The sequence below is a fragment of the Ectopseudomonas guguanensis genome (genome assembly GCF_900104265.1).
Lineage (GTDB): Bacteria > Pseudomonadota > Gammaproteobacteria > Pseudomonadales > Pseudomonadaceae > Aquipseudomonas > Aquipseudomonas guguanensis.
This window is the reverse complement of the sequence record NZ_FNJJ01000004.1, coordinates 316890-329695: the sequence shown is the minus strand read 5'-3', so window position 1 is coordinate 329695 and position 12806 is coordinate 316890. Positions and strand designations below refer to the sequence as shown.

At 66.1% G+C, this 12806-nt stretch carries 13 protein-coding genes and 1 pseudogene; 3 read left to right on the top strand and 11 right to left on the bottom strand.

What is annotated here, in order from left to right; translation table 11 throughout:
• Positions 1-48 precede the first annotated feature (48 nt).
• Both BLS61_RS08330 and BLS61_RS08325 read right to left on the bottom strand, forming a co-directional pair.
• Positions 49-795: a hypothetical protein gene (locus tag BLS61_RS08330; protein WP_090429755.1), complete on the bottom strand. Its 747-nt coding sequence runs from the start codon at positions 793-795 to the stop codon at positions 49-51.
• 130 nt (positions 796-925) lie between these two features.
• Positions 926-1711: an MmyB family transcriptional regulator gene (locus tag BLS61_RS08325; RefSeq protein ID WP_090429753.1), complete on the bottom strand. Its 786-nt coding sequence runs from the start codon at positions 1709-1711 to the stop codon at positions 926-928.
• Between the two features lie 123 nt (positions 1712-1834).
• On the opposite strand from BLS61_RS08325, the gene BLS61_RS08320 reads away from it, so the two are divergent.
• Positions 1835-2236, top strand: coding sequence for a hypothetical protein (locus tag BLS61_RS08320; RefSeq protein WP_090429751.1), 402 nt, complete (start codon positions 1835-1837; stop codon positions 2234-2236).
• A gap of 318 nt (positions 2237-2554) precedes the next feature.
• Here the strand turns inward: BLS61_RS08320 and BLS61_RS08315 are convergent, their stop codons facing one another.
• The 5 genes from BLS61_RS08315 to oscA form a co-directional block, all read right to left on the bottom strand.
• The gene (locus tag BLS61_RS08315; protein ID WP_090429749.1) at positions 2555-3550 is read right to left on the bottom strand and encodes a sulfate/molybdate ABC transporter ATP-binding protein; all 996 of its coding nucleotides are present in this window, start codon (positions 3548-3550) and stop codon (positions 2555-2557) included.
• 3 nt (positions 3551-3553) lie between these two features.
• Positions 3554-4426: a sulfate ABC transporter permease subunit CysW gene (gene cysW / locus BLS61_RS08310; protein WP_090429747.1), complete on the bottom strand. Its 873-nt coding sequence runs from the start codon at positions 4424-4426 to the stop codon at positions 3554-3556.
• Between the two features lie 10 nt (positions 4427-4436).
• A complete protein-coding gene (gene cysT, locus BLS61_RS08305; protein ID WP_090429745.1) occupies positions 4437-5255 on the bottom strand; it encodes a sulfate ABC transporter permease subunit CysT in 819 nt (272 codons plus the stop codon).
• A gap of 89 nt (positions 5256-5344) precedes the next feature.
• The gene (locus BLS61_RS08300) at positions 5345-6343 is read right to left on the bottom strand and encodes a sulfate ABC transporter substrate-binding protein (protein WP_090429744.1); all 999 of its coding nucleotides are present in this window, start codon (positions 6341-6343) and stop codon (positions 5345-5347) included.
• Positions 6344-6440: 97 nt separating this feature from the next.
• Positions 6441-6623: a sulfur starvation response protein OscA gene (oscA, locus tag BLS61_RS08295; RefSeq protein WP_003464528.1), complete on the bottom strand. Its 183-nt coding sequence runs from the start codon at positions 6621-6623 to the stop codon at positions 6441-6443.
• 246 nt (positions 6624-6869) lie between these two features.
• Between oscA and BLS61_RS08290 the strand changes: the two are divergent.
• Positions 6870-7450: pseudogene (locus tag BLS61_RS08290) on the top strand (RBBP9/YdeN family alpha/beta hydrolase).
• A gap of 113 nt (positions 7451-7563) precedes the next feature.
• Positions 7564-8388 (top strand): sigma 54-interacting transcriptional regulator, encoded by an 825-nt coding sequence (locus BLS61_RS08285; RefSeq protein WP_090429742.1) that lies wholly within the window; start codon positions 7564-7566, stop codon positions 8386-8388.
• Between the two features lie 800 nt (positions 8389-9188).
• Here BLS61_RS08285 and modC read toward each other — a convergent pair.
• From modC to BLS61_RS08265, 4 genes are all read right to left on the bottom strand, one after another.
• Entirely contained in the window at positions 9189-10313 is a 1125-nt protein-coding gene (gene modC, locus BLS61_RS08280) for a molybdenum ABC transporter ATP-binding protein (RefSeq protein WP_090429740.1), read from the bottom strand.
• The gene (modB, locus tag BLS61_RS08275; RefSeq protein WP_090429738.1) at positions 10313-10993 is read right to left on the bottom strand and encodes a molybdate ABC transporter permease subunit; all 681 of its coding nucleotides are present in this window, start codon (positions 10991-10993) and stop codon (positions 10313-10315) included. Before modB ends, modC begins: the two co-directional genes overlap by 1 nt.
• Before the next feature lie 78 nt (positions 10994-11071).
• Positions 11072-11848: a molybdate ABC transporter substrate-binding protein gene (gene modA, locus BLS61_RS08270; protein ID WP_090429736.1), complete on the bottom strand. Its 777-nt coding sequence runs from the start codon at positions 11846-11848 to the stop codon at positions 11072-11074.
• Positions 11849-12046: 198 nt separating this feature from the next.
• Positions 12047-12673 carry a class I SAM-dependent methyltransferase gene (locus BLS61_RS08265; RefSeq protein WP_090429734.1) on the bottom strand — a complete coding sequence of 209 codons (627 nt, stop codon included), beginning with the start codon at positions 12671-12673 and terminating at the stop codon, positions 12047-12049.
• Positions 12674-12806 lie beyond the last annotated feature (133 nt).

Below are 12806 nucleotides of genomic sequence, written 5' to 3'. Positions count from 1 at the left end.
CGCGGAGCCCCCGGTACGCACGGCTGTGGGCGTCAGCCGCGAGCCTTTCTAGTACATCGACATCCATTGCGTGGTCAGCGAGCGCGTGTTGCGATCCACTGTGATGGGCGCGAACGGCCGGCCGGATACGCTCTCCAGCGTGTTGCTCTGGCTGTTCATGTCGGCCAGGGCGGCGCGCAGGTAGCTCCAGCGGGTCTGCAGCCTGGCCACCTGCGGATCGGACTGATCGCTCAGTGCCTGCAGTTCGCTGTCGATGGCCGGCAGCAGCAGGCGTTCATCCTGGCCCAGGTAGGTGTCGGGCTGCTCACGGGCGATCTCGAAGGTGCCCAGGTAGGAACGGCTGAGGTACTGCACGCCGAGATACTCGATCTTGGCCGCCAGTTCGCTCTGCCCCTCGCCGCCCGGCAGGGCGCGGGCGGCGCTGAGGAAGTCGCGCAGGGCGCGGCTCAGGTCTTCCGGGAAGCGCCAGGGCACGTTGTCGTCGCCGGGGCCATAGGAAACACCATTGCGCAGTTGGGTAACGAGGGCCTGATGGGCGCGGCTGAGTTCGGCGCTGCCCTGCGGCAGGCTCTGCATGGCGCCGGCCAGGGCGGCCAGGTCGGCATCCAGGCGTTGCTGGTGGGTCTTCTGGAAACCTTCGCCGCGTAACAGCATCAGGCTGCTGGTGGCGCGACTGGCGTGGATCTGAATCTGTTCCTGCAGGCTGACGGCTTCGGCGAAGGCCATTGGCGAGAGCCCGGCGAGAACTCCGAGCGACCAGAAAAAAGCATGGCGCAACAGTGCTTTACAGCGCATCCGGGGTGCTCCTTGTTATTGTTTTGAGCAGGTATGCAGTGGCGGCGTCAACGACGCAGCGCCAAGACTACTGCGTCAAGCGCAGCGGAGCATGACCCAAAAGAGTGATTTCGTCGGAAATCGCTACCGTTCAGGGGCTTTTGATCAGCGTGCGCAGGTACTCGGCGGTGAAGGCGTCGGCGGGGAAGAAGGTTTCCAGCGCCAGTTCGGCCAGGGTCACGTCATTGGGCGTGCCGAATACCGTGATGGTGCTGATCAGGCTCAGCACGCCTTGTTCGCTGTGCAGTTGCAGCGGTACCAGTACGGCGTCGCTCGCGGGCGCAGGAACCTCGGCCGGTGCCGGGTAGCCGCGCAACTCGTCGAGCAGGGTGAACAGCGCCCCGTCGCCGCTGATTTCCGCGTCGCGCTGCAGGCGTATCAGCAGGTGCGCGCGCCACTGCGCCAGGTTGGCGATGCGCGGCGCCAGACCCTCGGGGTGCAGCGACAGGCGCATGACGTTGAGCGGCGGGCCGAGCAGGAACGCCGGCATGCCGGTGAGAAAGGCGTTGGCTGCCGCGTTGGCCGCCAGCAGATTCCACTGCCGGTCGATGGCCAGCGCCGGATAGGGCTCATGGGCCTTGAGCAGCTGCTCGATGGCCTGGCGCGCCGGTGCCAGCGCCGGGTCGGCCAGGTCGTGCTGGCTGTACAGCGGGGCGTAGCCGGCGGCGCCGAGCAGGCGGTTGCGCTCGCGCAGCGGCATGTCCAGCTGTTCGGCCAGGTGCAGCAGCATGTCGCGGCTGGGCTGGGCGCGGCCGGTTTCGACGAAGCTCAGGTGGCGTGTGGAGATTTCGGCCTCGCAGGCGAGGTCGAGCTGGCTCAGGCGGCGCCGCTGGCGCCATTGGCGCAACAGGGCGCCTGCGGTCTGGGAATCGTTCATGGCCAGCACGATAGTTCAGCGGCGTCATGCCGGCCATTACCTGACAGGTAATCGACGCCCTGCGCGTTTCGGCGAACTCTGTGTGCCAGGCACCAGCCCGGTGCCGCTTTCAGGAGATTCGCCATGAACGCACTGCAACCTTCCCCGATGCTACGTAACGCTCTGCTGATCGATGGCCTGCTCAGCGGTTTCACCGGCCTGCTGCTGGTACTGGCGGCAGGCTGGCTGGGCGCCTTTCTCGAACTGCCGCGCCTGCTGCTGCTGGTCGCCGGCAGCGCGCTGCTGCCCTTCGCCGCCATGCTGGTGTGGCTGGCCAACCGCGCCGAAATCAGCCGCCAGGCGATCTGGGCGGTGATCGCGGTCAACGCCCTGTGGGTGATCGACAGTCTGCTGGTGCTGGTGATCGGCTGGGTGTCACCGAACCTGTTCGGCCATGCCTTCGTCATCGCCCAGGCGCTGGCGGTGGCGCTGCTGGCCGAGTTGCAGTGGTTCGGCCTCAAGCAGTCGCAGGCTTCTGCCGTTTGATGGTCAGGTTCGTAGGGTGGGCTTTAGCCCACCAGATAAAGGTGAGCTCTGTTTCGGTGGGCTGAAGCCCACCCTACGTGCTGGTGATCGGCTGGGTGTCACCGAATCTGTTCGGCTACGCCTTCGTCATCGCCCAGGCGCTGGCGGTGGCGCTGCTGGCCGAGTTGCAGTGGTTCGGCCTCAAGCAGTCGCAGGCTTCTGCCGTTTGATGGTCAGGTCCAGGTTCGTAGGGTGGGGCTTTAGCCCACCAAATGAAGGTGAGCTCTGTTTTGGTGGGCTGAAGCCCACCCTACGCCCACCCTACATGCTGCATGGGCCTCAGCTGGCCGGTGTGCCGACCGGCTTGCCACCCTTGGGCTTGAAGTACAGGGTGGTGCCACGGGCGAGGTTGTCCAGGCTGACGTGATCCTTGGCCACCTCGGCCTCGATCAGCTCGTCCTGGCCCTCGACCTTGAGGGTGATGCGGGTGATGGCGCCGAGCAGGCGGATGTCGCGCACCTCGCCGCTCTGGTGATCGGCCGCCGGGTGCAGCGACAGGTCGACCTCGTGCGGGCGGAACAGCACGTGGTGGTCTTTGCCGACATAGAGGCGGTTGGCGTCACCGAGGAAGTGGTAGACGAAGTCGCTGGCCGGGTTCTCGTAGACTTCGGCCGGCGTGCCGATCTGTTCGATCACGCCCTTGTTCATCACCACGATGCGGTCGGCCACTTCCATGGCTTCTTCCTGGTCGTGGGTGACGAACACGCTGGTCAGGTGCACGTCGTCGTGCAGGCGCGCCAGCCAGCGACGCAACTCCTTGCGCACCTTGGCGTCCAGCGCGCCGAAGGGTTCGTCGAGCAGCAGCACCTTGGGCTCCACGGCCAGGGCGCGGGCCAGGGCGATACGCTGGCGCTGGCCGCCGGAGAGCTGCTCCGGGTAGCGGTCGCCGAGCCAGTCGAGCTGCACCAGATCGAGCAGCTCGTGCACCTTCTGCTTGATCACGTCCTCGCTCGGGCGCTCGCGCTTGGGCTTCATGCGCAGGCCGAAGGCGACGTTGTCGAACACCGTCATGTGGCGGAACAGCGCGTAGTGCTGGAACACGAAACCGACGTTGCGATCGCGCACGTCGTGCTCGGAAACGTCCTCGCCGTGGAAGCCGATGGTGCCGCTGTCCGGGGTTTCCAGGCCGGCGATGATGCGCAGCAGGGTGGTCTTGCCGCAGCCGGACGGGCCGAGCAGGGCGACCAGCTCGCCGCTCTGGATGTTCAGGTTGATGTCCTTCAGCGCCTTGAACGCATTGAAGTTCTTGCTGACGTTGCGGATTTCGATACTCATGGCTTATTCCTCGCCAGCACTGGCTTTGCGGCGGTTGATACGGGACTCGCTCCACTGCTTGAGCAGCAGGATGAACAGCGCCAGAAGCAGCAGCAGACTGGCAACGCTGAAGGCGGCGACGTGATTGTATTCGTTGTAGAGAATCTCGACATGCAGCGGCAGGGTGTTGGTGTAGCCGCGGATGTGCCCGGACACCACCGATACCGCGCCGAACTCACCCATCGCCCGCGCGGTACACAGCACCACGCCGTAGATCAGGCCCCATTTGATGTTGGGCAGGGTGACGTGCCAGAACATCTGCCAGCCGTTGGCGCCGAGCAGGCGCGCGGCCTCTTCTTCCTGCGTGCCCTGTTCCTGCATCAGCGGGATCAGCTCGCGGGCGACGAAGGGTACGGTGACGAAGATGGTGGCCAGGACGATACCGGGCAGGGCGAAGATGATCTGGATGTCATGCTCGCGCAGCCAGGGGCCGAAGAAGCCCTGGGCGCCGAACAGCAGCACGTATATCAGACCGGCGATCACCGGCGACACCGAGAACGGTAGGTCGATCAGGGTCACCAGGATGCTCTTGCCGCGGAACTCGTACTTGCTCACGCACCAGGCGGCGGCCACGCCGAACACCAGGTTGAGCGGCACGGCGATGCCCACGGCGAGCAGGGTCAGTTTCAGCGCGCTGATCGCGTCGGGCTCGAGGATCGCGGCGACGAATACGCCGACGCCCTGCTTGAGCGCTTCGGTGGCTACCACGAACAGGGGCAGCAGCAGGAAGAAGGCGAACACCAGCCAGGCCGAAACGATCAGCAGGCGGCGGCCCAGGGCGCTGCCGCGGCGCGCGGCGTTGTTGGCGGCGCTGGCCGTCAGGGTTGCAGATGACATGCCTGGCTCCTTACGAACGACTGATGCGGCGCTGCAGCAGGTTGATCAGCAGCAGCAGGATGAACGACACCACCAGCATCAGCACGCCGATGGCGGTGGCGCCGGCGTAGTTGTACTGGTCCAGCTGCACCATGATCAGCAGCGGCAGGATCTCGGTCTTCATCGGCATATTGCCGGCGATGAAGATCACCGAGCCGTACTCGCCGACGCCGCGGGCGAAGGCCAGGGCAAAACCGGTCAGCCAGGCCGGCAGCAGCGCCGGCAGCAGCACGTGGCGGGCCACCTGCAGCGGGCGGGCGCCCAGGCAAGCGGCAGCTTCCTCGACCTCGCGCGGGATGTCGGCCAGCACCGGCTGGATGGTGCGCACGACGAAGGGCAGGGTGACGAAGGTCAGCGCCAGGGTGATGCCCAGCGGGGTGTAGGCGATCTTGAAGCCCAGGGCGGTGGCGAACTGGCCGACCAGGCCGCCCGGCGCATAGAGCGCGGTCAGGGCGATACCGGCAACGGCGGTGGGCAGGGCAAAGGGCAGGTCGATCATCGCTTCGATGATCTTGCGGCCGGGGAAGGTGTAGCGCACCAGCACCCAGGCCAGCAGGGTACCGATCACGCCGTTGATCACGGCGGCGAGCAGGGCGGTACCGAAGCTCAGCTTCAGGGCGGCCAGCACGCGCGGTGAGGAAATGATGGCCCAGAACTGATCCCAGGTGAGCTGGGCAGCGTGGACGAACATGGCACCCAGGGGAATCAGCACCAACAGGCTGAGGTACACCAGGGTGTAACCCAGCGTCAGCCCGAAGCCGGGTATGACGGGGGAAGTGCGGCGGGACATGCAAGCTCCTTGGTAGGGCGGGTGGAACCCGCCACTGGCTGCGACGATCTGGTGGGCCGTGCGCTGGTGCGCACGGCCCACCCTACGGGCTACTGCGCCTGATAGATCTGGTCGAACACGCCGCCGTCGTTGAAGAACTTCGGCTGAGCGGTTTTCCAGCCGCCGAAGTCAGCGTCGATGGTCACCAGCTTGAGCTGCGGGAACTGCTGGGCGAACTCGGCAGCCACCGCCTGGTTGCGCGGACGGTAGAAGTGCTTGGCGGCGATGCGCTGGCCTTCCTCGCTGTACAGGTAGTTCAGGTAGGCCTCGGCGACCTTGCGGGTGCCTTTCTTGTCGACATTCTGGTCGACCACGCTGACCGGCGGCTCGGCAAGGATCGACAGCGACGGCGCGACGATCTCGAAGTTGTCGCCACCTTCTTCCTTGAGGGCCAGGAAGGCTTCGTTTTCCCAGGCCAGCAGCACGTCGCCGATGCCGTTGTTGACGAAGGTGATGGTCGAGCCGCGGGCGCCGGTGTCGAGCACCGGGACGTTCTTGTACAGCTTCTCGGTGAAGGCCTTGGCCTCGGCTTCGCTGCCGTACTTCTGCTGGGCATAGGCCCAGGCGGCGAGGAAGTTCCAGCGTGCGCCGCCGGAGGTTTTCGGGTTGGGGGTGATCACTTCCACGCCGGGCTTGACCAGGTCATCCCAGTCCTTGATGCCCTTGGGGTTGCCCTTGCGCACCAGGAACACGATGGTCGAGGTGTAGGGGGTGCTGGCGTCCGGCAGGCGCTCCTGCCAGTTTTCCGGGATCAGCTTGCCGAGCTTGTACAGCTCGTCGATGTCGCCGGCCAGGGCCAGGGTCACCACGTCGGCGCGCAGGCCGTCGATCACCGCGCGGGCCTGCTTGCCCGAGCCGCCGTGGGATTGCTGGATGGTCACCGCCTCGTTGCCCTCGGCCTGCCAGTGCTTGTTGAACGCGGCGTTGAATTCGGTATAGAGCTCGCGGGTCGGGTCGTACGACACGTTGAGCAGGGTTTGCGCGGCGGCCACCGGGCCGGCGATCAGGGCGCTGGCCAGCGCGGCCAGGGCGAAACGACGAATGGACATGGTGCAGCTCCTAACTGGATTCTTGTGTTGGCGTATTGGTGTCAGGTTGGGGAGGTTTCTCGCGCCCTCTGGTGGTCCAGTCGGGCCGCATCATGTATCAGCTGTTCTTGGTGCTCGGCTGTTGCAGGCGAATCTTTTCCTTGCGCTCGATCTGCACCACCTGGCCGTTGTGCACGGTGATTTCCACCGAGCCGAATTTCAGGCCATGCAGTGCGGTCTGGATCTCGCGCAGGATGCTGGCTTCGTCCTGGCCTTCGAGGTTTCTCAGAGTCGCGGTCATTTCCAGGCTCCTTGTGAATAGGTCGCCACGGCGGCGCAAGGCAGTGCCGACGCTGGCGTGGAGCGGATAGTAGAGGTGCTGAAATATTCTTAAAAATACTGTTTAAGAACATTTATATGCTTTTTGGAAATATGTGGACTTGGGTGTTTTATTTGTTCTTATGGAATAAGCAAATAAGTTCTTATTCTTTTTGGAATAGCTTTCTGCTGCCTAGACTGACGCCATTCGATTCAAGGAGGTGCCGTCATGGGCAGCGAAGCAACCCGTTATCTGATTCTGCCTGGCTGGCAGGGCTCGCCCGAGGAGCATTGGCAAAGCCATTGGCAACGCAGCCTGCCGAACAGCATGCGGGTGGAGCAGGCCGACTGGTTCGAGCCGCAATGCGCCGACTGGGTCAGCGAGCTGAACCGCTCGGTAGCCGCCGACCCGCGCCCTGCCATTCTTATTGCTCACAGCCTGGGCTGCGTCACCGTCGCCCACTGGGCGGCGCAGGCACCCATCGAGCTACTGCGTCGCGTACGCGGTGCCCTGCTGGTGGCGCCGGCCGATGTCGAGCGCCCGGGCTGCCCCGCACCGCTGCAGAATTTCGCACCGATTCCGCGCGATCTGCTGCCCTTTCCCAGCCTGCTGGTGGCTCCGACAATGACGCGGCGGCTAGCGCCCTGCGCGCCATGGAGCTGGCGCGCGCCTGGGGTAGCGAGGCGGCGATTCTCACCGGTGCCGGACATATCAACGTGAAGTCCGGGCACCGCTATTGGGAGCAGGGCTTCGGCTATCTGTATCGCCTGCAGAGCCGCATCGAACAGCAGACGCGCCTGCGCGCCTGAACGTCCCTTCGGGGCTAACCCTTTCGGAGCGGGATCGGGCCAGGCAGCCGCCCGCTCTTTTTTATTCGACTACGGGCTGCGTCCACCGAGGTGCGGCTTTGGAGCTGCACGTCATGAGCTTTCCACCCGACTTTCCGGCGCCGCTGACCTTCGCCGATTCGGACAAGAGCCCGCTGAGCATTCGGGCCAAGGCGCTGGTGTTCGTCGACCCGCGTTCACGCCAGTTGCGCGAACGCGCCGAGGCGCTGGCGGGCAATGGCCAGCCGCTGCTGATCCTCGGCGAGAGTGGTACCGGCAAGGAATTGCTGGCGCGCTACATCCACAGGCAGAGCGAGCGCGGCGGCCTGTTCGTCGCACTGAGCTGCGCGGCGATCAGCCCGCAATGGGGCGAGGCCGAGCTGTTCGGCCATGTCGGCGGCGCCCATGTCGGGGCCGCCAGCAGCCGCGCCGGCTGGTTCGGTTCGGCCAATGGCGGCACGCTGTACCTGGACGAAATCGCCGATCTTTCGCGTCCTCTGCAGGCCAAGCTGCTGGCTGCGCTGGAAACCCGCGAGGTGTATCGCGTCGGCGCCAGCCAGGCACTGCCGGTGGATGTGCGTCTGGTGGCGGCGAGCAGCATCGATCTGGGCCGCGCCGTGGCCGCCGGCACCTTCGACGAGCGCCTGTACGCCTACCTGTGCGACGGCCAGCTGCTGTTCCCGGCGCTGCGCCAGCGGGTCGGCGACATCCTGCCGCTGGCCGAGTACTTCCTTGGCATCCATGCCTCGCGGCTGGGCCTGGCCATCCCGCCGATCAGCCCAGCGGCGCAGGCGGTGCTGGAGGCGCACCGCTGGCCGGGCAATACCCGCGAGCTGGAGAACGTCATTCACTTCGCCCTGCTGCTGGCTGGAAATGCAGAGATCGGGCCGGAGCACTTGGAGTTGCCGGGTATTGGGTAATGGATGGGTGAGGTCGATCTTCCTCACGTGGCGCGTGGGAGCTAGCAACCTGCGCGTTGCTGGTGCGCACGGCGCACCCTACGGTGTGCCGGTCTAGCGTAGGGTGCGCCATGCGCACCGGGGGCTCCGCGTTCGCACAGCCAGGAACTACGGCGCCAGCAATGACACTGACTTGATCTGCGCCCAGTGCCGGGGCGTGCAGGACAGGGACATTGCACGACCGTTGGTGCGCGCGGCGCACCCTACGGGTGTGCCGGTCTAGCGTAGGGTGCGCCATGCGCACCGGGGCTCCGCGTTCGCCCAGCCAGGAATTACGGCGCCAGCAATGACACTGACTTGATCTGCGCCCAGTGCCGGGGCGTGCAGGACAGGGACATTGCACGACCGTTGGTGCGCGCGGCGCACCCTACGGGTGTGCCGGTCTAGCGTAGGGTGCGCCATGCGCACCGGGGCTCCGCGTTCGCCCAGCCAGGAATTACGGCGCCAGCAATGACACTGACTTGATCTGCGCCCAGTACCGGGGCGTGCAGGACAGGGATATTGCACGATCGTTGGTGCGCGCGGCGCACCCTACGGTGTGCCGGCTCCAGCGTAGGGTGCGCCATGCGCACCGGGGGCTCCGCGGTCGCCCAGCCGGGAATTACGGCGCAACGACACCGACTTGATCTGCGCCCAGTGTCGGGGCGTGCAGGACAGAGACATTGCACGATCGTCGGTGCGCACGGCGCACCCTACGGTGTGCCGGCTCCAGCGTAGGGTGCGCCATGCGCACCGGGGGCTCCGCGGTTGCACGGCGCAGCCTACGGCGCCAGCAACGACACCGACTTGATCTGCGCCCAGAGCGCCTGGCCGGCATGAATGCCCAGCTGATCGAATGAATAGCGGGTGATCCGTGCCAGCAGGCGCTGCTCGCCCAGGCGCAGGGTCAGCAGCATCTGCGCATCGAGCGCCTGCCAGCTTTCCACCGTCGCCGGCAGCAGGTTGAGCAGGCTGCTGCCCTCGGCGCGTTGCAGGCTGAGGCTGACGTCGCGCGCCTTGATCTTCACCCGCACCGGGTGACCGTTGGGCAATGCCGCGTGAGGCAGGCGCAGGCGCGCTTCGCTGCCAGGCAGTCGAAGTTCCAGCAGCTCATAGGCGGCAGCATGGCCGCAGACCTCGCCGTCGATCACCGCCTCGGCATCCTCATCGCTGGCGAAGGGCAGGTCGGCGCGCAGCAGGGTTTCCTTGAGCGGGCCGCTGGCGCGTACCTGGCCGTCGTCGAGCAGCACCAGGTGGTCGGCCAGGCGCGCCACTTCGTCCGGGGCGTGGCTGACGTAGAGCACCGGGATATCCAGCTCCTCGTGCAGGCGCTGCAGGTAGGGCAGCACTTCCTGCTTGCGCTTGAGATCCAGTGAGGCCAGCGGCTCGTCCATCAGCAGCAGGCGCGGGCTGGTCACCAGGGCGCGGGCGATGCCGACGCGCTGCCGTTCGCCACCGGACAGCGCCGACGGCATGCGCTCGAGCAGATGACCGATGCCCAGCAGATCCAGCGCCTGATCCAGCGCCACCCTGCGCTGCGCGGCCGGGATGCGTTTCTGCCCGTACTGCAGATTGCCGCGCACGCTCAGGTGCGGGAACAGGTTGGCGTCCTGGAACACGTAGCCGATGGCGCGCTGGTGTGCCGGCAGAAAGAAACCGCGCTCGCTGTCCTGCCAGAGTTCGCCGGCCACCTGCAGGTAGCCCTGCTGCGGGCGCTCCAGCCCGGCGAAGCAGCGCAGGCAACTGGTCTTGCCCGAGCCGGAGTGGCCGAACAGGGCGCTGACGCCACGCGCCGGCAGGTCGAGGTTCACGTCCAGGCGAAAGTCGGCGTGCTGTAGCACGAAGCGCGCGCGGATGCGCCCGTCGTCACTGACGACAGGCGCCTTGACCTTGCCGAATCCGAACATCACAGCGTCCTCACCCTGGCGCTGCGGCCGCCGTACAGCGCCAGCAGGACGATGAAGGAGAACGCCACCATGCCGCCGGCCAGCCAGTGCGCCTGGGCATAGTTCATGGTTTCCACGTGGTTGTAGATCTGCACCGACACCACCTGGGTCTTGCCGGGGATATTGCCGCCGATCATCAGCACCACGCCGAACTCGCCCACGGTATGGGCGAAGGCCAGGATCGCGGCGGTGATGAACCCCGGGCGGGCCAGTGGCAGCACCACGCTGAAGAACGTATCCCACGGGCTGGCGCGCAAGGTCGCAGCGGCCTCCAGCGGGCCGCGGCCGATGGCCTCGAAGGCGTTCTGCAAGGGCTGCACGACGAAGGGCAGGGAGTAGAAGATCGAACCGATCACCAGGCCGGTGAAGCTGAAGGTGAAGGTGCCCAGGCCGAGGCTCTGCGTCAGCTGGCCGAAGAAACCGTTGGGGCCCATGCTCACCAGCAGGTAGAAGCCGATCACCGTCGGCGGCAGCACCAGCGGCAGCGCGACGATGGCGCCGACCGGGCGCTTGAGCCAGGAGTCGGTGCGCGCCAGCCACAGCGCGATGGGCGTGCCGATGATCAGCAGCAGCACGGTGGTCAGCGAGGCCAGCTCCAGGGTCAGCAGGATGGCGTCGAGGTCGTTCTTGGACAGCGGCATGCAGGGATTTCCGGAAGTGGCGAAGGTCCGGATGCAATCCGGGGCTCGCTCGGATGGATGCCCCGGATTTCATCCGGGCTACGGCAGTTTATAGCCGAAGGATTCGATCACCCTGGCCGCTTCCGCGCCCTGCAGATACTCGACCAGTGCGGCGGCGGCCGGGTTGCCCGCGCCCTGCCGGAGGATCACCGCATCCTGCCGGATCGGCTCGTACATGGCCTCCGGCACGATCCAGGCCGAGCCGCTGCCGACCTTGCCGTCCTGATACACCTGCGACAGCGCGACGAAGCCCAGCTCGGCATTGCCGGTGGAGACGAACTGGTGCGCCTGGGTGATGTTCTGCCCCTCCACCAGCTTGCCCTTGACCGCTTCGCTGAGGCCCAGCTTGTCCAGCACCTGCATCGCGGCCAGGCCATAGGGCGCGGCCTTCGGGTTGGCGATGGCCAGGTGCCTGAACTGGCCGGCCTGCAGCGCCGCGTCCGTGCCGTCGAGGTAGGCGGCATCGGCCGACCACAGCACCAGGCTGCCGATGGCGTAGGTGAAGCGCGAGCCTGGCACTGTCGCGCCCTCGTTCTCCAGCCTGGCCGGCGTCGTATCGTCGGCGGCCAGCAGCACCTCGAAGGGCGCGCCATTGCTGATCTGCGCATAGAACTGCCCGGTGGCGCCGAAGGACGCCACCAGCTTGTGTCCGGTGGCCTTCTCGAACGCGGGCGCGATGGCCTGCAGCGGCGCGGTGAAGTTGGCGGCCACCGCGACCTTGACCTCACCGGCGCTGACGCCGCCGGTGAACAGCAGGGCGAGGGCGAGCAGGCTGCGTTGCACTGTCCTGATCATGGAAACGTCTCGTTCATGCATCTCGTTGCTCCGATCTGTGCGGCCGCTGATCAATCAGGCAGCCATGCTACTTCGTTATGTTTTTTTGTATATAGCGGCGGACGAAATCCAGACGCCGGAGAACGGCCGAGCCGTCATGGAAGGTTTCTCAGGCGAGGGTTGGATGGCGTCGTGCGTGGTGAATCAGGCCTAAATCTGACTCGCAAGTCAAGTGGTCGGTCAGGCGCGTCGCCACACGCTGGCCAGCCAGGGTTGCTGCTCGCGTGGCAGGCCGGCGGGGCGGTAGTAATGCTCCAGTTCGACGAAGCCGGCGGCGGTGAGGCGGGCGCGCCAGCGCCCGAGGTCGTGGTAGCTGCCGTAGCGCTCACCGTTCCAGCCTTCCTGGTTGTCGCCACGCGGGTTGGAACTGAACAGCACGCCCCCGCTCTTCAGTGCTCCGTGCAGCTGGCCGAGCACGCGCGGCAGCTCCTGATCCGGCACATGGAACAGGCTGGCGTTGGCGAAGATGCCGTCGAAATGCCCGGCCGGCAGGTCGAGCGCGAGAAAGCTCTGCTGCCACACCTCGCAGCCGCTGTCGGCGCGTGCCATGGCGACGAACTCGGCGCAGCCATCCAGACCGATGGCCTCGTGACCCATGCCGCTGAAGGTGCGCAGGTCACGCCCCGGCCCGCAGCCGAAGTCGAGGATGCGCCAGGGTTTGTCACCCTCGATATGGCGCAGCAGGGCGGCGATGTTCTGGCTCACGTCATGGTCGCGCGTGCCCTCGCGAAAGTCCTCGGCGCAACCCTGGTAATGGGCCAGGGTCAGGGCGCTGATCTGGGCGAGTTCGTCGGGGCTCAGGGGCATGGTGAGGGTTCCGAAAAAGGGCAAATAGGCAGGCGTTTGGACAAGGCTACCAAAGTCGTCTACCGAGGTGTCTTAGCGCGCTGTTCCCGGTAGGAGCGGCTTCAGCCGCGATAGAAGGGCTCGCCGCTAGAGC